We start from the raw sequence: 22,148 nt of genomic DNA, 5'->3' as shown, positions 1-22,148 counted from the left end.
TGATCCGATTCCTGTTCCGCAAGATGTGGAACACCAGATGGCTGACGCTCAGCTCGCTCGCCGGCCTCGTGCTGGCGGTCGCGTTCGCGGTCAGCATCCCGATGTACGCGGACGGCTCGCTGAAGCGCGTCGTCACGCAATCGCTGCAGGAGGAGAGCGAGGGGCTGCCGGCCGGCTCCCTGCTCATGCGCTACAATGCAAGCCCGGGCCCGACCGATCTGGCCGCGCTCGGCAGCGTCGACGGCTACATCCGCGACGACGTCCCGGCTCAGATCGGCTTCCCGATCGAGACGGCGACGCGCAGCTACTCGATCCGCAGCGCCGACATCACGCCGGAGGACCCGACCAAGGTCAGCGCCAGCGTCAGCCGCAAGTTCTCGCTGCAGGCGCTGACGGGGCTCGAGGGCAAGGCCGAGCTGACGCAGGGGCGCTGGTTCGTGCCCGGCAAGGGCGGCGGGGATACGATCGAGGCGGTCGTGCTGGAGGAGGCGCTGTACCGCGCCGACATGCACGTAGGCGACGTGTTCCTTTACCCGGCCTACGGAGGCGGCTCGAACCAGACGCTGCGCGTCCAGATCGTCGGCACGTTCAAGCCGAAGCAGGATACGGATCCGTTCTGGTACCAGGGCCTCGAAGGGATGATGAACACCTTCCTCACGAGCGAGCCCGCCATGACGGACGGCATCCTGAAAGACCGCAAGCTGCCGCTCCACAGCGGCACCTGGTACTACGCGTTCGACCTGCGCGAGATTCGCACCGGCGAGCTCGCTCCGCTGAGCCGCACGCTGGAGAGGCTGAACATCGAGCTGTACCAAAAGCTGCCGGATACGCGCGTCGAGATCAGCTTCGCGTCGATCCTGCAGCAGTTCCGGACGACGAGCCTGCAGCTGCAGACGCTGCTGTTCACGCTCGCCGCGCCGATGATCGCGATGGTGTTCTATTTCATCGCGATGAACGCCCGCCAGGCGCTCGACAAGCAGCGCAGCGACATCGCCGTGCTGCGCAGCCGCGGCGCCGGCACCCGGCAGATCATCGGGCTCTATCTGCTGGAGAGCCTGCTGCTCGGCGGCGCGGCGTTCGTGCTCGGCCCGCTGCTCGGCTGGTTCATGGCCAAGAGCATCGGCTCGGCCAACGGCTTCCTTGAATTCGTCGACCGCAAGTCGATTCCGGTCGGCTTCACGACCGATGCGATCATCGCCGGCAGCGCGGCCGTGCTGCTGGCCGTGCTGGCGACGGTCATCCCGGCCGTCGTCTACGCGCGGGCGTCGATCGTCGGCTACAAGCAGAAGCTGGCGCGCTCGGACCGCGCGCCGTTCTGGCAGCGCTGGTTCCTCGACGTGCTGCTGCTCGGCGCGAGCGGCTACGGCTGGTACCTGCTGAGCGAGCGCCAGATGCTGACGTTCCAGACCGGAATGACGACGGATCAGCTGAACGTGCAGCCGTTCCTGTTCTTCGTGCCGGCGCTGGCGATCTTCTCGCTCGGCCTGTTCTTCCTGCGGCTGTTCCCGTGGCTGCTGCGGCTGTTCAACTGGCTCGGCCGCAAGCTGCTGCCGGTGCCGCTCTACTTGACGCTGACGCAGCTGTCGCGCTCGTCCCAAGGCTATTATCCGCTCATGATCCTGCTCATCCTGACGCTCGGGCTCGGCGTCTACAACGCCTCGGCCGCGCGCACGATCGACCTCAACTCGACCGAGCGCACGCTCTACCAATACGGCACCGACGTCGTCATGCAGACCGTATGGTCCAGCACGCCGGAGCTGCAGCCCGGCCAGGGCGGCAACGGAGGCGGAGGCAACGGCGGCAACGGCGGCAATGGCGGAGGCGGCAATGGAGGAAACGGCGGCAACGGCGGAAACGGCAATGGCGGCGGCAACGGCGGCGGCGGAGGCGGCAATCCGGGCGGAGGCGGCCAGCAGCCGGTCAAGGTCCGGTATTCGGAGCCGCCGTTCGAGGTGTTCCGATCGCTGGACGGCGTCGAGGCGGCGGCCCGCGTGCTGCAGGCCAAAGGCAACCTCGTCGTCTCCGGCCGCTCGATCGGCCAGGGCACGCTGATGGGCATCGACAATGTCGACTTCGCCAAGGTGGGCTGGTTCCGGGACGATTTGTATCCGGTCCATCCGAACCATTATCTCAACAACCTCGGCATCTATGCCGAAGGCGCCGGAGCGATCGTCCCGTCCGGCCTCGCCGAGAAGTATCAGCTCAAGCTCGGCGATACGATCTCGATGGGGCTTTCCGACGGCATGATCGACTTCGCGGTCGTCGGCATCCTGCCGTACTGGCCGTCGCAGTATCCGGACGAATCGCCGTTCCTGATCGCCAACCTGGACTACATCTACGATCAGGTGCCGCTCCTTCCGTACGAGGTCTGGCTCAAGATGAAGCCGGACGCCAAGGTCGCCCCGCTCATGACCGAGCTTCAGCAGCACGGCATCGAGCTGGCGAGCGTCAAGGACGTGCGCTCGGCGCTGATCGCCCAGAGCAAGCTGCCGACGCGCGGCGGCGTGTTCGGCATCCTGAGCCTCGGCTTCCTCGTCTCCGTCATCGTCACGCTGACCGGCTACATCCTGTACTGGTTCTTCAACCTGTCGGGACGGGTCGTGCAGTTCGGCGTGCTGCGGGCGATGGGGCTGTCCAAGCGCCAGCTGACCGGGATGCTGCTGCTCGAGCAGCTGTTCACCGCCGGCCTCAGCATCGGGCTCGGCGTCGCGATCGGCAAAATCGCGAGCCTGCTGTTCCTGCCGTTCCTGCAGACGGCGGACAACGCATCGGGCAACGTGCCTCCTTTCCGCGTCGTGTTCAACAGTCAGGATACGATGCAGCTGTACGTCGTCGTCGCCTTCATGATGCTCGTCGGCGCGCTGCTGCTGATGCTCCATATCCGCAGGCTGCGGGTGCATCAGGCGGTCAAGATGGGAGAGGAGCGATGATGGGTCATGATTGATTGCGAAGGGCTGGTCAAGATCTACAAGACCGACGATCTCGAGGTCGTCGCCCTGCAGGGGCTCAACCTCAGCGTCAAGGACGGCGAGCTGATGGCGATCATCGGCAACAGCGGCAGCGGCAAGTCGACGCTGCTCAACATCCTCGGCGGCCTCGACCGGCCGTCGGCCGGAACGGTGCGCGTCGGCCCGTGGGATCTGCTCAAGATCACCGACGAGCAGCTCGTCAAGTACAAGCGGGAGACGGTCGGCTTCATCTGGCAAAACAACGCCCGCAACCTGCTGCCGTACCTGTCGGCGATCGAAAACGTCGAGATGCCGATGATGCTGCGCGGCAAGGTGGACCGCGCCTATTCTCGGCAGCTGCTGGAGTGGGTCGGTCTGAAGGAGCGGATGCACAACAAGCTGCATCAGCTGTCCGGCGGGGAGCAGCAGCGGGTCGCGATCGCGATCTCGCTGTCCAACCGGCCGCAGATGCTGCTCGCCGACGAGCCGACCGGCTCCGTCGACAGCCGCACGAGCGACCTCATCATGGACATTTTCCGCACGCTCAACCGCGAGCTCGGCCTGACGATCGTCATCGTCACCCATGACCTGTCGCTCGCGGGCAAGGTCGACCGGGTCGTCGCCATCCGCGACGGCCTCACGAGCACCGAGTTCCTGCGGCGCAACACGCATCTCGACGAAGCGACCGGCTTCGGACAGGGCGGCCTGCAGGACGTGCACGAGGCTTTCGCCGTCGTGGACCGGGCCGGGCGGCTGCAAGTGCCCAAGGAGTACCTGACCGCGCTCGGCATTACAGGCAAGGCGTCGATGGAGTTCGACGGGGAGCGCATCATCATTACGAAACCGAAGCTAATTGAGGGGGAACAGGCATGAAGGAGCTTGGAGAAAACGCCGTGGTAAAAAAGAAGGGGACGCGCCTGCGCGCGGCCGGCTTGGCCGCGATGGCGGCGGCACTGGCCGCGGGAACGCTTGTAGGCTGCAGCGGCTCCTCGTCGGAGCAGGCGGAGCAGAGCGTGCTGCGCATCGGCATGCTGTACGGCTCGCCGGACAATGACTCGTGGTTCCGCCAGCAGTACACCGATACGTTCGAGTTCACGCATCCGAACGTCAGCTTGGAAATCGTCTATGCGAACAATTACAACGACATGCGCTACACGAACGGCGACCAGCAGAAGGAGCAGCCGGATCCGTACGAGAAGATGCAGGAGCTGCTGACCGGACAAAATCCGGTCGACGTCGTGATGGTCGACTATTACCAGCTCCAGCGGATGGTGCAGGACGGCCTGCTGCAGCAGCTCGACCCGCTCATCGCCAAGGATAAGTTCGATATCAGCGACTACGTGCCGACGGTCATCGACGGCATCAAGGCGGCCGGAGACTCCAAGATCTACGTGCTGACGCCGACCTTCTCCGGCTCCGCCCTGTTCTACAACAAGAAGATTTTCTCGGACGCCGGCGTGCAGCCGCCGACCGACAAGATGACCTGGAACCAGGTGTTCGACCTCGCCCGCAAGGTGAAGGGCGGCACGGGGGAGAAGCAGGTGTTCGGCCTGACGATGAACCGCTGGAGCGGCGGCGATCCGTTCAGCGACCTTCAGACGTATATCGCTCCGCTGCAGCTTAAGATGTTTGACGATAAGGGCGAGAAAATGCTCGTCGACAGCGGACCGGCCTGGTCCAACGCCTGGGATACGATCCTCAAGCTGTACAAGGAGGACGTCCTGCCGACGCAGGAGAAGATCCAGAAAATCAACGAAGCGCAGCAGAAGCAGCGGGAAAAGGACCAGAACTCGTTCATGTACCAGAACGACCTGTTCAACTCCGGCAACGTCGCGATGACGATCGCCGACTACAACTACATCATGGAGCTCAAGAACATCAAGGATGCGGCCGCGACGAACAAAAACATGAAGCCGATCGACTGGGACGTCGTGACGGTGCCGGTGTTCGAGGAGCACCCGGATGTCGGCGGCAACTCCTACCTCGGCCAGCCGATGGGCATCAACGCCAAGGCGCAGAATCCGGACGGCGCTTGGGAATTCATCAAGTTCCTCAACAGCCGCGAATGGGCGAAGCTGAAATCGCGCAGCACCTATGAAATTCCGGCGCGCGCGGAGTTCATCAAGCCGATCGACGGCATGCAGTACAACATCAAGGCGTTCTACTCGCTGAAGCCGGTGCCGCCGACGAGCAGCGCGATGGAAGAGCTCGCGCGCAAGAAGCCGGGCATCTACGAGGTGCAATCGATTGGACAGCAGTCGTTCCAGCAGGCGCTCAGCGGCAAGATGACGGCCGAGGAAGCGGTCAAGGACTGGGCGACGAAGGGCAACGCCTTGCTGGCGAAGCTGAAGACGAACCCGACGAACAGTCCGGAAGGCAAGGAAGGCGGAAGCACGGACGGAGGAGCGGTGGAGGTTCTGCCGGCCGGCTGACGGAAGCGTTCGAATCCGCCGGCTCTCGGGACGGCGTCCCGAGCCGAGCCGGCGATTGTCGGACTGCCGGCCGGATCGTTCCGGCAGGCGTCAAAAAGGGACGAAGCGCGCATCACTGCGCTTCGTCCCTTTTTGTCCTGCGGGATGCGTTGCGTCCTAGAAAAGGATCAGATTGAGGCCGCCAAGCGCGGCAAGCCCGAGAATCAGCGCTTGGAACACCTTTTGCGGAATGAGCGGCAGCAGCTTGATGCCGACCCAGGCGCCGGCGGCGACCGCCGGAATCATCCAGGCGTTCAGGACGAGCGTATCGGCCGTGATCAGCCCGAGCGAGGCGGTGAACGGCACTTTAGCGACGTTGACGATGAAGAAGAACATGGCGTTCGTGCCGACGAAGCGCATTTTGTCCATGCCCTTGGCGAGCAGGTAGATCGACATGATGCTGCCGGCGGCGTTGCCGATCATCGTCGTGAAGCCCGCCAGCACGCCGAGGCTGTTGTTGAACGCCGGAGCGGAGCTCAGCGAGACGGACGCGGCGCTTTCGATGCGGTTCTTGAACAGATGCAGCAGCAGCAAGGCGAGCACGAGGCTGCCGAGCAGAATCGAGAGCGGCCGGTCATGGATGCGCCCGAGCACGAGGAAGCCGCCGATCAAGCCGGCGAACACCCACGGCAGCAGCGTCGCCAGATGCCGCCAGACGACCTCCTTGCGGTAATAGAGGATCGCGATGATGTCGCCGATGATAAGCACCGGCGTGATCAGGCCGACGGATTCCCGTGCCGGATAGACGCTCGCCATGACGGCGGCGACGAACAAGCCGAGCGTCGGCATGCCGGTTTTGGAAAAGCCGATGAGGATGGAGCAGAGGACGAGGACGGCCAGCTGCAACGATGTCGGTTCCATGGTAGCCTCCTCTGCGTCAGCCAGGCGAATGCCTGGCCATGTCATGCGCGGTTTCCTTCATCTTAACGGACGGAAGGCGCGTCCGGCAATCCCGCCGTTTTCGCGCGTGCATCCGGAATGAAGCGCGTACATCAGGGGAACGATGACGATAAAGAGGCTCGGACGACAGGCAGGAGCCGCCCGACGACGAAAGGATGCGAGCGACGCGATGACAGCGATGACAAGATGGATTTATTGGGGACGCCTGTACGACAGCAAGTTCCAGGCGGGCTGCCTCGTCAAGCGGATGGAGAACGATTGGTGGATTTACGGCTACGAATGCCCGAAGGAAATCGAAGTGTTTCAATCGAAACGGGGAAAGTACGGCGTCCGCTACATGCCCTGAGCCTGCTCGGGGCCGCTCTCCAAAATCTCGTTGCAGCCGGAAATTGAACGCGATAGAATAGCGGTAGCATGAAGCCGAATGACGCGTTCAAACGTCAGCTTGGCAGAGAGCGAAGGGAGGGGCGCGCATGAAGGAAAGCCAGTCCGGCTTGACGATTCGGAGCTTCGACCAGCCCATGGAGACGGTCTCGCTGACGAGCAGCGGCTTGGAGCTGAAGCTGATCGCATCCGGCGACGGCACCGAGATCATTCACCACCGGCTGAAGGCCGGAAGCCGCTGGGCGTTGTATCCCGCCGACGGATGGGAAGCGCTGGAGTTCGTCTACGTGCTGACGGGCTCGTTGATCTGGCATTCTCCGTCGGGCGACCATGTGCTGAGGAGCGGGGACTCCGTCTCCGGAGAGCCGGTTCGGGACGAGACGATTTTCATCGCCGAGACGGATTGCGAGTTTTTGTATGTCGCTTCGCAGCCCGTGTTCCACCACTATAGCGAAAATGCCAAGGAGCTCATGAGGCTGGCTGTCGACATCGAGCAGAAAGACGGCTACACCGCCGACCATTGCTACACGATCATGAGGATGGCGATGATGATCGGGGAGAGCATGGGCCTCACCTCCGCCCAGCTGATGGAGCTGAATTACGGCTCGTTCTTTCATGACATCGGCAAGACGAGGGTGCCGGCCAGCATCTTAGGCAAGCCCGGCAAGCTGACGAGCGAGGAATACGAAATCATGAAGACCCATGCGGCGCTAGGGCGCAGCATCCTGAACGAAACCGGGATGACCCATCTGAAGGCGGCCGGGCTCATCGTGGAGCAGCATCACGAGCGATTCGACGGCAGCGGCTATCCGTATGGCTTGAAGGGCGGCAGCATCCACATCGGCTCGGCGATCGTCGCCGTCGTCGATTCCTACGATGCGATCACGGCCCAGCGCGTCTACAAGGAAGCCGTGCCCAAGGAGCAGGCATGGGAAGAGATGGAGCGCTCCCGCGGAAAATATCATCCCGATGTCATGGACGCCTTTTTCAAGCTGGCGCATCAGCTATAAAAAAACCTGCCTGGCCCCGAGCTCTCGAGAGAGCCCGCAGCCAGGCAGGTTTTACGTTTTTGGCCTGTTGATCAGCGCCAGGGGCGGATCGACGGCCAGCAGGGAGAAGCCGTTCAGCTTGACCATGGCGTAGGAATGATCGATGGAAAGGCCGGTGAGGCCGGTTACCGTCCCATGCACGTCTTCTTGCAGATTGAAGGTCGCTTCGCCCAGTGCGCCCGAAGGCTTGATGACGCTTGGCAGCAGGTTGATGCCGACGGTAATGTCCTGTTCAGGCTTGTAGGCGGCAAAGGCGCTTCCAGCGAGCAGCGTTTGGACCGCGATTGCAGCGGCAACGAGCAGCGTTGCTTTTTTCTTCATTCTACCCCTCCTATCAGGTGATGGATATAAACAAGGTCATAGGTCCTATAAACCGATAAAAATCGGTATATATGGGCCTTTTGACGCATGATTTATAGGGTGATCTTACCAATTCCTGCTAGAGTCGTCAATTGCGATTTGCGAGAGTTTGCATCGAATCAAAGCCCGCCGGCCGGCAGGTTGACTTTGCCAGAGCGGCTGTAGTATATTTATGTTTGTGTTCCCAAGCGGAACCGTGATTTTTGACGCGGGGTGGAGCAGCCCGGTAGCTCGTCGGGCTCATAACCCGAAGGCCGCAGGTTCAAATCCTGCCCCCGCAACTTATTCGCCCTTATGCGAGTCAACCTATCCCTCAAAAGGGCCCTTAGCTCAGTTGGTTAGAGCGGTCGGCTCATAACCGATTGGTCGCAGGTTCGAGTCCTGCAGGGCCCACCAATCAGAACGAACGGACCGCCTCGCGATGCGAGGCGGTTTTTTATTTCCCGGCGGTCCGGACAATCCGTTGACGCGCGCTGGCGAAGTATGGTAAGCTGTCTTTCGTCATGTCGCTCATACGGCGCATCTCGTCTTGCCGGAGTGGTGGAATGGCAGACACAACAGACTTAAAATCTGTCGGGGGCAACCCCGTACCGGTTCGAGTCCGGTCTTCGGCATCATACGCAAAAAAGCAGCCCTCGGGCTGCTTTTTTGCGTGGATCATGCTTTCGCGCGGCCGATCAAGGAAGCTCGTCCGAATCCGGCGTGGCAGGAGCGGCCGGACTTGCGGCGGCGGGAACGACCTTGGCCTGCACCTGCTGGGCCGGATTGCTCGGCGCGCCGTGGGGCATCGCCAGAGCGAGCAGCGACAGCAGCAGAGCGGAGGACCAGACGGCGCCGACCAGGCGGCTCGTCGCAGACAGCTTGCTCCATCTGGCCGGCAGCATGACGAACGGAGCCATCATCCAGCCGACGGCTGTAGCCAAGCGCATGGCAATCACGCTCCCTCCCGTGGATACGAACTATATCGGCAGGTTTTTTCATTCCATTAAACGGATCAGCGTGAAAAATAACGCCGGATTGCCCGGCTTGGCTGAATCCAGTACACTGGAGACAGAAAAAAAGAAGCCCCTGGAGGCCTCTTACTTCGCTGCCGGCTCGGCAGCCTTCAGCTCTTCCAGGTCGACCTGGCTGCTGATTTCCTCGATGAACTTGTCCATGCAGTTGCAGTAGTAGTCTCGGCGGCATACCGGACAAGGCGTCGTCTGGAGACGATTGATCTTGGTGCCTTCCGGGCCGTAGAACAGGCGGCATTCTCCGCCGTCCTTGAGCTTTACGACGACCTGGTACAGCTGGGTGGAGTCGTTGCGCTCCGCGAGCTTGACGTTCGTTACGAGCGGACGGTAACTCATGGCCATCACCTGCGACTTTCTTCGATATGGGCTAATCAATTTTACTTTCTACGGAGGGCGATGTCAAATGACCGTGACGTTCCGCAACGACTGGGAGCCGTTTATCCGGGAGGAGATGCAGCAGCCGTATTACCGCGAGCTGCGAGGCCGGCTGGCGGAGGAATACCGCAGCGGTCCGGTCTATCCCGACATGCATGATATTTTCAACGCGCTGCATCTGACCTCGCTCGCAGACACGAAGGTCGTCATCCTCGGCCAGGACCCGTATCATGGCCCCGGCCAGGCGCATGGCCTCAGCTTCTCCGTACAGCCGGGCGTGCGCATCCCGCCGTCGCTGCAAAACATCTACAAGGAGCTTCAGGACGACATCGGCTGTCCGCTGCCCGAGAGCGGCGACCTGCGCGGCTGGGCGCGCCAGGGCGTGCTGCTGCTCAACAACGTGCTCACCGTGCGGCGGGGACAAGCCGCTTCGCATCAGGGGCTCGGCTGGGAGCGGTTCACGGACCGCATCGTGCGGCTGATCGGCGAAAGGGAGCGTCCGGCGGTGTTCCTGCTCTGGGGCAAGCATGCGCAGAACAAGGCCGCTTTTCTGGACGGGAGCCGGCATCTGCTGCTGTCTACGCCGCATCCGAGTCCGTTCTCGGCCCATCGCGGCTTCCTGGGCAGCCGGCCCTTCTCCAAGGCGAACGCTTTTTTGGAAAAGCACGGCATGGAGCCGATCGACTGGTGCCGGACGGCCGAGCCGGCCGCTCGCGACGAAGCCGCCGCCGGGCACGAGCGCGGCGCCCGATGAGCGGCCCGGCGAAACGGCCGGCCCGCTGGCTCAATCCTGCGGCAGGCTATCTCGAAGGCTATACGCATACGCTCAATCCGTACACGGGCTGCAGCTTCGGCTGCAGCTACTGCTATGTCCGCCGGATGCCGGTCGGACTGTTCCGGGCCGAGCCGTGGGGCAGCTGGGTCGACGTCAAGAAGCTCGATGCGGCCGCGTTCCGGCGCGAATGGAGCCGCGAATCGGACAAAGGGCCGATCCGGCTCTTTTTCGGCTCGGCGACCGATCCGTACCAGCCCGCGGAGGCGCAGGCGCGCACGACCGCTTCGCTGCTCGAGCTCATGCTGGAGCGCCCGCCGGAGTTCATCCTGCTGCAGACGCGCAGCGCCTTGATCCTGCGGGACAAGGAGCTGCTGGCCCGCTTCGGCGGCAGGCTGCGCGCGAGCGTGACGATCGAGACGGACGACGAGGCGATGCGCCGCCGGTTCACGCCGCAGGCGCCGCCGCTCGCCGCCCGCTGGCGCGCGCTGAAGGAGCTGCGCGAGGCGGGCATTCCCGTGCAGGCGGCCGTCTCGCCGCTGCTGCCCCATACGGAGCGGTTCGCAAGCCGTCTCGTCCGCGAGGCGCCGCGCATCGTCGTCGACGACTTCCACCGCGGAGACGGCAGCGGCGGCCGGCGCTCCGGCCAGCTCGGCATGAGGGAGCAGTACCGTTCCCTCGGCCTCGAGGCCGACTATGCGCCGGCCGCCGCGGACCGGTTCTATGAGTCGCTGCTGGCAAGCCCGGACGTCAGCGTGCATTTTTCCCGGGCAGGATTCCTCCCTTGAGCGGCTCGCCGCTGCTGGCCGCCGCTTCGTCGAGCACGGCCGTATAAGCTTCGTCGACATACGTGTCGGCGCTCACCTCGGTGATGACCTGCGGGTACATCTGGCCCGGCTTCGGCCGTACGACGGCGACGCTCACGATCGCCTGTCCGCCGTCGAAGCGGATCGAGGCGATCCGGATGCCGTAGCCGGGATTCGGTGCTTGAGCGGATACGGTCACTTTGACGACGCCGTCCGCCAGCTTCGCTGTCGTCAGCTCGACGCCTGCAAGCGGCGAGACGGGAGAGGGAGATTCGCTTTCCGGTTTTATGCCTTTCACGAGCTTCCTTCCTCCTTCGACCCAGGCTGCCGCGTCGCTGCGCGAGACGGCCTTTTTGGGCTGGAAATTTCCCGACGGATCGAGCAGCGGCAGACCCGCGCCGATCAGCTCGAGCACGCTGTCCCGATAGGCGCTTCCGACCGCGGAATCGTCCTCGGGCGCCTCGCCTTTTGCTCCGCTCCACCCGCCGTCAGCCGCCTTCATCGCCTGCAGCAGCAGCGCCGCGAACGTCTCGCGGGACATCGGCGCGCCCGGCTTCACGTCCTTCGGCAGCCCGACGCCGAGCGCCGCGCCGATCAGAAACGACTCCGAATACCATGCGCTGTCGCTCATGCCCGGATAGTACTGGCTCGCCTGCGGAGCCTGAATGAACCGGATCCGGTCCAGATTGAGCCCGAACGCCTTCACGAGCAGAGCTATTCCTTCCGCATTCGTCAGCGCCTCCGCCGGCCGGAACTTGCCGTCTCCGCCGCTCAGCAGCCCGGCCTGTTCCAAGCTGCGGATGGCGGCCGCGTTCGGATCCGCTTCCACATCGGCAAAAGCGCCGGCATGGAGCGGCGCGGCCGCCAGCAGCAGCGCCGCTGCCAGACCGCCGGCCAGCAGCCGGCTTTTCTTTCTATTCCTCGTCATCTTCCCTCGCTCCCTTCTCGATTCCGCTATCTGTAGGTTGGCCCAAAACTCGGCCCGGCAAGCAAAGACCATTCTGCCGTTACAGACGCAGTCCAGGAGCGAATGGTTGCGGCTCAGGGACGGATCGTGACTCTGGTCCCGAGCGGCACGAGCGCCGAAAGCTCGAGCACGTCCTCGTTGTGCATGCGGATGCAGCCATGCGAGACTGCGCGCCCGATGGAGGCGGGATCGTTCGTGCCATGAATGCCGTAGTGAGGCTTCGACAGCCCCATCCATAGCGCTCCGAACGGCCCGCCCGGATTCAGCTGCTTGTTGATGATCGTGTACTCTCCGGTCGGAGTCCGGGTCAGCATCTTGCCGACAGCAATCGGAAACTGCCTCACGACAATATCTCCGTCCAGCAGATAGAGCGCGCGATCGGACAGATCGACGATGATGCGGTATTTAGGCATGCGGACCTTCTCCCTTCCCGGTAGCATATGCGACCGAAGCCCCCTTTCGCCTGGGTCTTTCCTTTACATAATCGTTAAAAATTCCAAATATAGCCTAAACAATTATGCCTTAGGATCAGCTTGTACGGGACAATAGTCGCAAAGAAGGGTGAAGAGCCAACCATGAACAGAGGATCTAAAGCAATTGCAGCGGCGCTGGTCGCCGCGATCGGAGCCGGTGCGGCAACAGCGGTGTCCGCGGCCGAAGCGAAGCAAGCCACGATCAGCGTCAATGGAAACGAAGTGATCGTACGCTCGATCGTCCAGGGGGGCAGCCAGCTGCTGTCCGCCGCTGATCTCGCCCATGCTCTCGGCGCCGAGCTGGAGGTTCTTCCCGGCGGAGCCGGCGTGCGCGTCACGCTCGGAGACCGCACGCTGCTGCTGCAAGCCGGCTCCAAGCAGATCCAGACGGACGAAGGTCCGGTCGCTCTGTCCAGCGCCGTCACGAGCTGGAAGCAGGTCAACTACATCGAGCCTGGCGCCTATGCGGCCGCTCTCGGAGCGACGTGGAAGGGCGGAGCGGACGGCTGGTCGATCGAGACGCTCGACCTGCTCGATGCGGTCGACTCGGTCCAATGGGCAGGCAGCGGACTGATCGCATCCGTCACGACGGAGGACGGCCGCCTCGACTACATCGTCGACCCGGCGACCGGAGCGCGGACACAGCTGCTCACCTCGAACGGCGCTTCCGAGCTGGTCGTCTCGCCGGACGGCGCCTCGGCGGCGTTCGCGGATGCTGACGGCGTCGTGCGGATCGTCGATCTGGCGGCGCGGACGATGCGCAAGCTCGGCACGGACACGAGCATCAAGAGCAATCTGCAATGGGCGCCGGACGGCAAGAGCCTGTTCTTCCTGCAAGGCGACAAAACCTCTGTCATCGCGGCGATTTCCCTCGAAGACGGCAAAGTGTCCAAGGTGCTGGACGACAAGGTCGAGTACAAGGGCGACCTGTCCGTGAACGGAGCGGGCCTGACGTATTCGGTCGTGAAGACCGGCAAGGTGACCGCCGATGCGAACAAGGACGTCAGCCTCGACGATGTCGCGATCGACTTGGCCGGCACGAGCCCGCAGCTGTTCGATCTGGCGCTTGGCGCCGCTGACGCCAAGCCGGCCGCTCTGACCAAGGGCGACGAGGACAAGCTGTTCATCCAGCGCTCCGCATCCGGCACTGTTTATTATGTGAAGGCCGGCGACGAGAAGACGATCTCCACGCTCGTCTCGCAAAAAGGCGAGCAAGCGAAAACCGCCTTCGACAAAGAGGACGTGCTGGAAGCCGTCCAGGCGGGCAGCTTCATCGGCATCCTGACCGAAACGTCGGTCTACGTGCTGGACGAGTCCACCGAAGCGGTGACGAAGCTGGCTGCCGCTCCGGAAGGCGCCTACGGCCTGACGCTGTCCAAGGACGGCAAGCGCGCCGCGCTGATCGCGGACGGACGGCTGCAGTCGCTCGGCGCGGACGGACGCTGGACAACTCTCAGCAAGTAAGCGGCAAGCACGGCCTGACGGCCAATTTTTACGGGTCCAATCGAAAGGGGAAACTTCCACATGAAATGGTTCGGCAAAATGACTACGATCACGCTGGCGGCGACGCTGCTGCTCGGCTCCTACTCCGGCTCCGCCACGGCGGCCGCCTCCAAACTGAGCGGCAAAATCGTCATCAACGGCTCCTCCGCGCTGCTGCCGCTGTCGCTGCAAGCTGCGAGCGAATTCAAGAAGCTGCATCCGAAGGTGCGCATCTCCGCCTCCGCCGCGGGCTCCGTGACCGGTCCTCAATCGGTCCGCAAAGGCATCGCCGACATCGGCGCTTGCGACTGGGACGCCTCCACGGACGTTCCGGGCTTCAAGAAGTTCGACGGCCAGGTCGCCAATAAAGTGGCGGTCATCCCGTTCGCGGCGATCGTCAACAAAAGCACGGGCGTGACCGAGCTGTCGACGAAAGAGCTGCAGGACATCTTCTCCGGCAAGGTGACAAACTGGAAGGAAGTAGGCGGCAAGGATGCCGACATCGTCGTCGTCAACCGCGCCTTCGGCTCCGGCACGCGCGTCAACTTCCAGCTGAAGGCGCTCAAGGGCACCGACTTCATCTCCAAAGGCGACAACTATAAAGAAGTCAAATCGAGCGGCGACATGAAAACGGCCGTCGAGACGACGCCGAACGCGATCGGCTACATCGACCTCGTCTACGTGACGGACAAGATGAACGCCGTCAAAATCGACAACGTCGCTCCGACGACGGACAACGTCATCAACGGCAAGTACAAGGTGTGGAGCTACGGCTACTACATGACGAAGGGCCAGCCGACCGGCGCGACGAAATCGTTCATCGAGTACATCCAGAGCGCCAAGTTCCAAAACGGCTCGCTGAAGAAGCTGAAGTTCATCCCGATTACGGCAATGAAAGGCGAGTAATAATCTCGCCTTCCATTCCGGTGTCGGCAATGAAAGGCGAGTAATAATCTCGCCTTCCATTCCGGTGTCGGCCATGAAGGAAGCGTAACAACTTCGCCTTCTCCATTCCGGTGCCATTCCCGCTCGACCCGCTCCCCGGAAACCGCGCCCAGGGCGTGTTTGCAAGGCTCCTAAGCCGGTTTGCAAACACGTCCCGGGAGGCCGGCTTCCGGGGATGCTTTTCATCTCTCGGAGAGGATCGTCCGCCCATGAGCAAAACCATTCCAACCCTATCCGCCCCGCAGCGCCCTTCGCGCAGCTCCAGCGTCCGCAGGCTGCGCCTGAGGCTGGAGCATCGCTCGTTCCGGCTGCTGTGCGCGTCATCGGCCGTGCTCGTCTGCGGCGTGCTGCTGGCGATGCTGTTCTTCATGTTCCGCACCGGCGTGCTGACGTTCCGCGACGTCCCGGTCAGCGAGTTTTTCCTGTCTACGGCCTGGGAGCCGGAAAACGAGAAGTACGGCGCGCTCGTCTTCATTCTCGGCACGTTCGCGGTGACGGGCCTGACGCTGCTCATCGCCGTGCCGATCTCGCTGCTGGCGGCGCTGTTCCTGGCCGAGCTCGCTCCGCAGCGGCTCAGCCGAGTCGTGCGTCCGATCCTTGACCTGCTCGTCGGCATCCCGTCCGTCGTGTACGGCTATATGGGCCTGACGCTGCTCATTCCGGCGCTGCGCGCGGTCACCGGCTCGAATCTGGGCGACGGCGTGCTGGCGGCATCGCTCGTGCTGGCGGTCATGGTGCTGCCGACGATTACGCGCATCAGCGACGACGCGCTGCGCGCCGTGCCGCGCAAGTATGTCCAGGGCTCGTTCGCGCTCGGTGCGACGCGCTTTCAGACCGTCACGGGCGTCATCCTGCCGGCCGCCGGCCGCGGCATCGTGCAGGCGGTCATCCTCGGCATGGCGCGCGCGATCGGCGAGACGATGGCCGTCGTCATGGTCATCGGCAATACGCCGCAGCTGGCGGACAGCCTGCTCAAGCCGACGTCGGTGCTGACGAGCAATATCGTCATGCAGCTGCCGAACGTGCCTTTCGACTCGACCTGGAACAACGCGCTGTACATGATGGGCTTCCTGCTGCTCGCGATCTCGCTGCTGATGATCGGCGTCGTCCGGATGCTGCAGAAGAAAGGGGAGAATGCGGCATGAGTCAAGCTGCGAATCAAGCGCGGCGCACCGCGCTCCGCCGCAGCCGTCGCGCCGACAAGGCGTTCACCGCCGTCGTCTGGTCCGTCGGCCTCGGCTGCGTGCTGTTCACGCTCGCGCTGCTCGGCACGATTTTGGCGGAGGGGCTTCCGGGATTGTCGTGGAGCTTCGTGCTCGGCTTGCCAAGCGAGATCGAGGAAGGAGGCGGCATCGGACCGGCGCTGTTCAACTCGCTGTATATTCTCGTGCTCTCGCTGCTCATCTCGATTCCGCTCGGCCTTGCTTCCGGCATCTATCTGGCGGAGTTTGCTCCCGACAACCGCGCGATCGGCCTCATCCGCATCTGCGTCGAGGGACTGGCGTCCGTGCCGTCGCTTATTTTCGGCCTGTTCGGCATCGCGCTGTTCGTGGAGGGCATGGGCATCGGTCTGACAATCATCGGCGGGGCCGTGACGCTCGCGCTGCTCAATCTGCCGCTGCTGACGCGGGTGACGGAGGAGGCGATGCGCTCGGTGCCGCCGGAGTACAAGCAAGGCTCGCTGGCGCTTGGCGCGACGCATACGCAGACGATCTTCAAGGTGTGCTTGCCGGCCGCCTTGTCCAGCATCATGACCGGCATCAGCCTGACGGCGGGACGCGCGTTCGGAGAGAGCGCCGTCATCGTGCTCGTATCGGGCGTCTCCACCTCAGGGCTCATGTGGGACTTCGATCCGATGTCGCCGGGAGCGACGCTGGCCGTGCATCTCTGGTACGTGCAATCCGAGGCGATCGTGCCGGACGCCGCTGACATCGCTTCGCATGCGGCTGCCGTGCTGCTGATCGTCGTCCTGCTGCTCAATCTGCTGCTGCGCATCCCGATCTGGTGGAACGCGCGGCGCGCCTAGGTTTTGGGCAAGGATGAGGCAGGCGTTCCTGCGGGCGCTCCTGCCGCCGCCGAGAGGCTTCCATGGCCCATCGTCAAAAGACCGCGATCGTCCCCTGCCGGCGGACCATCGCGGTCGATTTCGTTTTATTTAGGAGTCGGATGCTTGGTGCAGCGAAGGAGGGGGCTGCTTGCGCCTGCGGACGCGCGGCGCGAGCGATTCGACTGCAGGGCGATGCGGAAGGACGGTGCGGCAGCCCTCGAACTTGCATTGTTCCATGAAAAAATAAGTTCCGGCAATTTTCACCGTATCGCGATTGAACATCTCGATCGGATGGCCGCTTAGGATCAGGCGGGAATCCTTGTAAACGGACACGGTCCATCCTTCGTCGACGGCCTGCTGGAAATGGGCCGGCTCGCTCAGCAGCCTCAGCACTAGCATGACAGCAACCCCTAAACCAATCTACTATGATACGAATTGTATCATAAAAGGCCTGTAGAATGGAAGAGGCAATAGGACGAAAGAACGATTATACGGAATCAGCCTGCTTTATAAAAAGAAACGATCAATTCGTCCAAACGTCTGCTTAGCTCCAGACTGTATCCAGAAGAGCTTACGGGAGCCTTATTGAGGGCTTCGCGCAACCGTTCGATATCCTTCATGATCTCGGTCTTTTTCGACATGGTCAGTCACATCCTTAGAAAAATTGATGGATGATGTCGACAACTTATGCATAATTTACTATATATTGCCACTCTCTATGACTATTCTTAAAGCGATTGAACTCGGTTTGAAACAGGGGTCACCGGTCTTTTTTGGACAAGGCGGCAAAACAGACGAGTAAAAAGGCTGCGGTCAGGGCTCCCGACAGATCGATGATCACGTCGTACAGCCTGCCGTCCCGATGCTGAAACAGCTGCAGCGCTTCCGTCGCCAACGCGAACAGCAGCGAAAGAGCCAGCGCCGGGAGCTTGCGTCCTAACCACAGCATGAGCAGCAGGTCGAGCACCGCGAAGCCGAGAAAGTGGCCGAGCTTGACGAGCAGCCATTCGCTATGGATGGAGCGGATGTCCGCCCAATGGAAAAACGGCCGGAAGTCGGGAGAAAGATCGAAGGAGAAAACCAGCTCCCGATGAAGGAGGAGCTGACGGAGGCTTTCCGTGCCGGTGAGCATGAGCAGGAGGCCAGCCCAGGCAAGCACGGCGGCTAGGCGCAGAGGATGAGGATTCGGTTTTGTCGGCATGGCGGCGGATCACTCCTTTTCGTTGGCCGTTTGGTTTGCAGTATAGCCGATGGAATCGCCTGCGAAACAGGCCGGAAACTTTTTTTGAAAAAAGTGTTGACGATGTTTGGTCGAGCTGGTATAGTATTAATTGTTCGCGGGACAAACGCGGACGAGATGAAAGAAAGAAATATCCCTTCTAAACATGATCTGTTAGCTCAGCTGGGAGAGCACCATCTTGACAGGGTGGGGGTCAGTGGTTCGAGCCCACTACAGATCATACCAAAAACCCTTGCGGAGCAAGGGTTTTTTTCATTTTGAGGAAGAAAGCGATATCAGTGTTCCTCTTGTATGGATAAGCGTCCGGCGTCCGAGGACAGATCATGCCCTGGTCAACAACGTGGCTATAAATGTGACCTGAGAACGTTTTTATCGAATTAAGGTCTTATCCTTTTGAATTTCATTTTTAATGAAGATATCGTTGATGACGTTAACTTGAACATTGATTTTCTGCTCAAGCTTAGGAAACCATTCTGATTTCCAATTTTTTAGCTGCTCTTCCGATAGCTGTGGACGGTAAATAACGCCGACGCCTAGCACATCTGAGCGAAGAAGCTCTAATTTTTTGACGGTCTTTTCAAAGTTTCGATTTAACTGCTTGCGAACCTCTCTTTCAATCTCCATATTGCTTTTTCCGCTAGGGCCTTCAGCAATGGTAACATCAAGGGTGATATCCGTTCTTAATGAGGGCCCTTTAGCCGACCAGCGGGGATAATGTCTTATTTTTACATTTTTGATGAGAACGCTTGTATTCTCTGCAATCTCAATCGTTCCTCCCGTATATTCGCCTTTAAATAAATTGTACAGAAACGTCTCTTCTCGATTCAGCCTCCCAACCATGCGGTCCTCACGCATGACGGCTGTTCCTTTAAACTTATACATGGTGCGTTCACCATTTTGAAGCAAGGGTATGGCCATGTCTTCGGAATAGGAATTCTGGCTGCGATAAGCTTCCCATATCCGTAAAAGGGATTGGTTTGGAGTCCAGCCTGCTTCTTTGTTGAAAAAATCATAGGTAGATATTTCTGGTGTTGGCGAGATAACATGATACATCGTCTTGTCGAAATCGCCATCGACAATGGCGACCATGCCTTTAATTGAAAGGTCGTTTGCTCTGACGGCATAATCGATAATGTCTCGAATACCTTCGCCGGCAATCTTGTAATCGAACAATAAGAGCCTTAAATGCACCAAATTGATGCTTTTTTCGGAATCGGTACGAATGAGATCAATCGCTTTACTGATAGATTTGGCTTCCTTTTCCAAAAACTGAATTTTTCCTGCTGCATCCGGGATTTCTAAAATAATGTTGTATTTTTCATTCGAACCCTTCCCGATCCCCATAACGACCGGAAGATACTGCTTGTTAATATCTTTCGTATCCCAGCATCCTTCCAACAAGATCATCATTCCAATCATGACGGCAACAATCTTCATCCTTAAGCTTATCATGCGCGGACCTCCTTTCTGCGCCACAATGTCGACAAGTAGACGATAATTGGAAAACCAACGGTGGAATACAAGCATAAGCAAGCGTTGATATAAAGAAATTTATCGAGAGCCATAATGTTAGGAATCCACTGACTGGCGGCATACAGGAACAGGCATACAACGGCCAGGATCCATCGACTTTTCGCCTTAGGCAAATAGAGCTGTTTCAGCATAGACGTGAACATCCAGAGCAGAACAGCAACTTTTATTAATCCCAACCCGCTGGAAGAAACGACATAAAAACTCGGAAGCCAGTCAAAAACGACCCATTCCAAATCGACGGTATCGGAGGCCATGAGCATCGGATATTGAAAATGAATGGCCGTTTCCTGTACAAAAATGAGCAGAGGGACGTAGACGGAGGTCAGCGCAATCAGGAAGATAACTCCGACTAGCGCAGCAGCAGTGCCAAAACGGATCCTTAAATGGGACGGAGTCATGCCAAGAAACAGAAACCCTGCGAAAATAATGGTCCCCACATAAAAATCCGGCCGCAACAGGAACGAAAACTGGCTGTCCCAAACCGGGAAAATGTAGTGGAAATTAAAGTTGCCTATGCTGATCAGCAAGGAGAAAAGGATGAAAGGCATGAACAAAATAAACCATCCCATACTCGCCCGAATCATTGCGGCTAGTCCCGTCCAGGCTCCGTAGAAACAGATGGCGACAAAAATGGCCGAAGTAGCGTATGCAGGTGTTTCTGGGAGCAGGACAGTTCGGATCTCTGAAGACAGGTAATAAGTAAGCAGGACTACTTCTAGAAATAGAAAAACCAACAGCGGGAGCACGATCAGCCCGGCCCCCCATTTTCCGATAGCATCCGAGCAAAGCTCCATGACCGTTTTTTCTGGAAATTTTGACATAGCCTTCAGGTAGAGCCACAATACCAGCAGCTCCGCCAAAAAAATGATCGCAACCGGCATCCAGTGTCCTTTGGAGGCGGAAGCTATCATTCGCTCCGGAAAGATGGCGAATATGGAAGCTAGATGCAGCAAGAAGAAAAGGATAATCGTCTGGAATTTATTCATCAGCCATCCTTCCCTTCACACTCCAACTCAAGTAAGGCACCGCACAGGTCGTCAACGATGCAAAGTAAAGAATGACCCAAACCAGGGCAGCCTCTAGACCCCAAATGCCGAAGATGGAACTGACAACCAACACCACATACTTGTATAGTCTTACTCCGACCGCATTCATGTAGCTCGTCAAGGCAAAATTTGAAATGGCAGACGCAACTAAAATAATAATAAGCAAATTACTGACCAGTTTAGCCTGAACGATGGCCTGTCCCAGCAAGATGCCGCCAATCATCGTTATCGTCGGACCAATGTTTTTGGGCAGCCTTATTGTCGCTTCTATAATCATCTCCAGCAACAATAACACCAACAGTGCTTCAATGAGCGATGGATACGGCACGCCCTCCCTGCTCTTGGCTACGGTAATGGCCAGCTGGATGCGGAGCAGCTCCGGATTCACGGAGTTGAGAACAACGTATAAGCCTGGAAGCGTGACGGATAGCAACAAGGATGCGCCGCGAATGGCACGAAGAAACACTTGAAACAGAAGCGGGTATTGGACATCCAGGGTAGTGGACCATAAATCGCTGACGATAGCGGGAAATGCGAAAGCAAAGGAAAATTGGTCCATTAAAATAACCACTTTGCCATTGAGCAGATTTTGCACCGTCTCCTCGGGCAATTCCGAGGAAATATAAGTTGGAATAAGAGTGAGTTTAGGATGTCCCAGAATTCGGGTCAAATCCCGTACGGTGGAAAGCTCTAAATGGGCATTTTCATCCAGCTTTTTCTTCACTGATTCAATTACTTCCGGAAGTGTTGTTCCTTTTAGATAAACCATGGCGATTTTCTTTAAGGCTCGGTTGCCGACGGATCGAGTTTCGATCACTAATTGGTCCGAGATCATTTTTTTTTGAATCAACCCGATATTGGTATCCAGATCTTCCGTAAAGGCATCAAATGCCGACTGCAGGGGATTTTCGCTGTTGGGACTCATGACAGCCCTGGAGAGCTCCGCCCCCTCAGGTTCAATGATGGCGAAAAATCCCTCTTGGCCAAAAAGGATAAGCTTTCCTTTCAGCACATAATCAAACAAGGCATTCAGCGATCCCGAAGCATCCACTTCCATCGAATGGAGCGCATCCCATTTCAAGTCATTATTTTTATCCATGACGATTTGATTTAGAATCGACAGCGTCACCGGCAAGTTTACTAGAGTTCGCAGATAATAGGCTTTAAATTTCTCTCCTGCAATGACAACGTGCTTGCATAGAAAATCCGCTCTTTGATGAAGTCGTTCCTGCAGCTCGCTCTCCAAGCTTTGAGCATAGTCTTGATCCAAATACTGCAACATCAACCACCTCTTTTGAGGTATTATGCAGATTCCCTAAATTCTTTATGCAATAATT

23 protein-coding genes and 4 tRNA genes are annotated in these 22,148 nt (G+C 59.5%); 15 read left to right on the top strand and 12 right to left on the bottom strand.

Going from position 1 to position 22,148, the window contains the following annotated elements:
- The first annotated feature begins 23 nt into the window (after positions 1-23).
- The 3 genes from GE073_RS15520 to GE073_RS15510 are packed head-to-tail and all read left to right on the top strand — an operon-like array spanning position 24 to position 5,380.
- A complete protein-coding gene (locus tag GE073_RS15520) occupies positions 24-2,930 on the top strand; it encodes an ABC transporter permease (RefSeq protein WP_052332891.1) in 2,907 nt (968 codons plus the stop codon).
- Between the two features lie 6 nt (positions 2,931-2,936).
- A complete protein-coding gene (locus GE073_RS15515; protein WP_028596967.1) occupies positions 2,937-3,821 on the top strand; it encodes an ABC transporter ATP-binding protein in 885 nt (294 codons plus the stop codon).
- Complete coding sequence (locus GE073_RS15510) at positions 3,818-5,380, top strand: ABC transporter substrate-binding protein (protein ID WP_084136445.1); 1,563 nt, start codon at positions 3,818-3,820, stop codon at positions 5,378-5,380. The genes GE073_RS15515 and GE073_RS15510 overlap by 4 nt, the downstream gene beginning before the upstream one ends.
- A 156-nt stretch (positions 5,381-5,536) precedes the next feature.
- Here GE073_RS15510 and GE073_RS15505 read toward each other — a convergent pair whose 3' ends face one another.
- Complete coding sequence (locus GE073_RS15505) at positions 5,537-6,280, bottom strand: sulfite exporter TauE/SafE family protein (protein ID WP_153783804.1); 744 nt, start codon at positions 6,278-6,280, stop codon at positions 5,537-5,539.
- Positions 6,281-6,488: 208 nt separating this feature from the next.
- On the opposite strand from GE073_RS15505, the gene GE073_RS15500 reads away from it, so the two are divergent.
- Together GE073_RS15500 and GE073_RS15495 are read left to right on the top strand one after the other, a co-directional pair.
- Complete coding sequence (locus GE073_RS15500; protein WP_153783803.1) at positions 6,489-6,665, top strand: hypothetical protein; 177 nt, start codon at positions 6,489-6,491, stop codon at positions 6,663-6,665.
- A gap of 127 nt (positions 6,666-6,792) precedes the next feature.
- Positions 6,793-7,713, top strand: a complete 921-nt coding sequence (locus tag GE073_RS15495; RefSeq protein ID WP_228551555.1) for an HD domain-containing phosphohydrolase — start codon at positions 6,793-6,795, stop codon at positions 7,711-7,713.
- A gap of 51 nt (positions 7,714-7,764) precedes the next feature.
- On the opposite strand, the gene GE073_RS15490 is transcribed toward GE073_RS15495, so the two are convergent.
- Positions 7,765-8,073, bottom strand: a complete 309-nt coding sequence (locus tag GE073_RS15490; RefSeq protein WP_028596963.1) for a hypothetical protein — start codon at positions 8,071-8,073, stop codon at positions 7,765-7,767.
- 246 nt (positions 8,074-8,319) lie between these two features.
- On the opposite strand from GE073_RS15490, the gene GE073_RS15485 reads away from it, so the two are divergent.
- The 3 genes from GE073_RS15485 to GE073_RS15475 all read left to right on the top strand — a co-directional run bounded on the left by GE073_RS15485 (position 8,320) and on the right by GE073_RS15475 (position 8,726).
- Positions 8,320-8,393: transfer RNA gene (locus GE073_RS15485), tRNA-Met, on the top strand.
- Between the two features lie 38 nt (positions 8,394-8,431).
- Positions 8,432-8,508, top strand: a tRNA-Ile gene (locus GE073_RS15480).
- 135 nt (positions 8,509-8,643) lie between these two features.
- A tRNA-Leu gene (locus GE073_RS15475) sits at positions 8,644-8,726 on the top strand.
- Between the two features lie 63 nt (positions 8,727-8,789).
- Here the strand turns inward: GE073_RS15475 and GE073_RS15470 are convergent.
- Entirely contained in the window at positions 8,790-9,041 is a 252-nt protein-coding gene (locus tag GE073_RS15470) for a hypothetical protein (RefSeq protein ID WP_028596962.1), read from the bottom strand.
- A gap of 150 nt (positions 9,042-9,191) precedes the next feature.
- Entirely contained in the window at positions 9,192-9,467 is a 276-nt protein-coding gene (locus tag GE073_RS15465; RefSeq protein WP_323744204.1) for a hypothetical protein, read from the bottom strand.
- A gap of 61 nt (positions 9,468-9,528) precedes the next feature.
- Here GE073_RS15465 and GE073_RS15460 point away from each other — a divergent pair, with 61 nt between their 5' ends.
- Entirely contained in the window at positions 9,529-10,254 is a 726-nt protein-coding gene (locus GE073_RS15460; protein ID WP_028596961.1) for a uracil-DNA glycosylase, read from the top strand.
- The gene (locus GE073_RS15455; RefSeq protein ID WP_153783802.1) at positions 10,251-11,060 is read left to right on the top strand and encodes an SPL family radical SAM protein; all 810 of its coding nucleotides are present in this window, start codon (positions 10,251-10,253) and stop codon (positions 11,058-11,060) included. The genes GE073_RS15460 and GE073_RS15455 overlap by 4 nt, the downstream gene beginning before the upstream one ends.
- On the opposite strand, the gene GE073_RS15450 is transcribed toward GE073_RS15455, so the two are convergent.
- Together GE073_RS15450 and GE073_RS15445 are read right to left on the bottom strand one after the other, a co-directional pair.
- Positions 11,023-12,006, bottom strand: a complete 984-nt coding sequence (locus GE073_RS15450; RefSeq protein WP_052332848.1) for an S-layer homology domain-containing protein — start codon at positions 12,004-12,006, stop codon at positions 11,023-11,025. The two genes, GE073_RS15455 and GE073_RS15450, sit on opposite strands and share 38 nt — an antisense overlap.
- A 113-nt stretch (positions 12,007-12,119) precedes the next feature.
- Positions 12,120-12,458 (bottom strand): L,D-transpeptidase, encoded by a 339-nt coding sequence (locus GE073_RS15445; protein WP_028596959.1) that lies wholly within the window; start codon positions 12,456-12,458, stop codon positions 12,120-12,122.
- Positions 12,459-12,620: 162 nt separating this feature from the next.
- Between GE073_RS15445 and GE073_RS15440 the strand changes: the two genes are divergently transcribed.
- The 4 genes from GE073_RS15440 (at position 12,621) to pstA (ending at position 16,971) form a co-directional block, all read left to right on the top strand.
- Positions 12,621-13,982 (top strand): stalk domain-containing protein, encoded by a 1,362-nt coding sequence (locus GE073_RS15440; RefSeq protein ID WP_028596958.1) that lies wholly within the window; start codon positions 12,621-12,623, stop codon positions 13,980-13,982.
- Positions 13,983-14,042: 60 nt separating this feature from the next.
- Positions 14,043-14,906, top strand: coding sequence for a phosphate ABC transporter substrate-binding protein (locus GE073_RS15435; protein ID WP_153783801.1), 864 nt, complete (start codon positions 14,043-14,045; stop codon positions 14,904-14,906).
- A 248-nt stretch (positions 14,907-15,154) separates the two neighbouring features.
- Complete coding sequence (gene pstC, locus GE073_RS15430; protein WP_052332847.1) at positions 15,155-16,090, top strand: phosphate ABC transporter permease subunit PstC; 936 nt, start codon at positions 15,155-15,157, stop codon at positions 16,088-16,090.
- Positions 16,087-16,971, top strand: coding sequence for a phosphate ABC transporter permease PstA (pstA, locus tag GE073_RS15425; RefSeq protein WP_028596956.1), 885 nt, complete (start codon positions 16,087-16,089; stop codon positions 16,969-16,971). Before pstC ends, pstA begins: the two co-directional genes overlap by 4 nt.
- Positions 16,972-17,100: 129 nt before the next feature.
- Here the strand turns inward: pstA and GE073_RS15420 are convergent, their stop codons facing one another.
- The 3 genes from GE073_RS15420 to GE073_RS15410 form a co-directional block, all read right to left on the bottom strand.
- Positions 17,101-17,391 (bottom strand): hypothetical protein, encoded by a 291-nt coding sequence (locus GE073_RS15420; protein WP_028596955.1) that lies wholly within the window; start codon positions 17,389-17,391, stop codon positions 17,101-17,103.
- 98 nt (positions 17,392-17,489) lie between these two features.
- The gene (locus tag GE073_RS15415) at positions 17,490-17,633 is read right to left on the bottom strand and encodes an aspartyl-phosphate phosphatase Spo0E family protein (protein WP_084136441.1); all 144 of its coding nucleotides are present in this window, start codon (positions 17,631-17,633) and stop codon (positions 17,490-17,492) included.
- 119 nt (positions 17,634-17,752) lie between these two features.
- Entirely contained in the window at positions 17,753-18,193 is a 441-nt protein-coding gene (locus GE073_RS15410) for a VanZ family protein (protein ID WP_052332846.1), read from the bottom strand.
- A gap of 186 nt (positions 18,194-18,379) precedes the next feature.
- Between GE073_RS15410 and GE073_RS15405 the strand changes: the two genes are divergently transcribed.
- Positions 18,380-18,452, top strand: a tRNA-Val gene (locus GE073_RS15405).
- Between the two features lie 149 nt (positions 18,453-18,601).
- On the opposite strand, the gene GE073_RS15400 is transcribed toward GE073_RS15405, so the two are convergent.
- From GE073_RS15400 to GE073_RS15390, 3 genes are read right to left on the bottom strand one after another with little or no spacing between them, the layout of a single operon-like run.
- Positions 18,602-19,684 carry a Ger(x)C family spore germination protein gene (locus GE073_RS15400; RefSeq protein WP_028596954.1) on the bottom strand — a complete coding sequence of 361 codons (1,083 nt, stop codon included), beginning with the start codon at positions 19,682-19,684 and terminating at the stop codon, positions 18,602-18,604.
- Complete coding sequence (locus tag GE073_RS15395; RefSeq protein WP_153783800.1) at positions 19,681-20,751, bottom strand: GerAB/ArcD/ProY family transporter; 1,071 nt, start codon at positions 20,749-20,751, stop codon at positions 19,681-19,683. Before GE073_RS15395 ends, GE073_RS15400 begins: the two co-directional genes overlap by 4 nt.
- Positions 20,744-22,093 carry a spore germination protein gene (locus tag GE073_RS15390; RefSeq protein WP_153783799.1) on the bottom strand — a complete coding sequence of 450 codons (1,350 nt, stop codon included), beginning with the start codon at positions 22,091-22,093 and terminating at the stop codon, positions 20,744-20,746. The genes GE073_RS15395 and GE073_RS15390 overlap by 8 nt, the downstream gene beginning before the upstream one ends.
- Positions 22,094-22,148 lie beyond the last annotated feature (55 nt).

Origin of the sequence: Paenibacillus sp. B01, assembly GCF_009649995.1 — a bacterium.
GTDB lineage: Bacteria > Bacillota > Bacilli > Paenibacillales > Paenibacillaceae > Paenibacillus_O > Paenibacillus_O pasadenensis.
The sequence above is the reverse complement of the archived record's forward strand: the minus strand, read 5'-3'. Positions and strand labels throughout refer to the sequence as shown.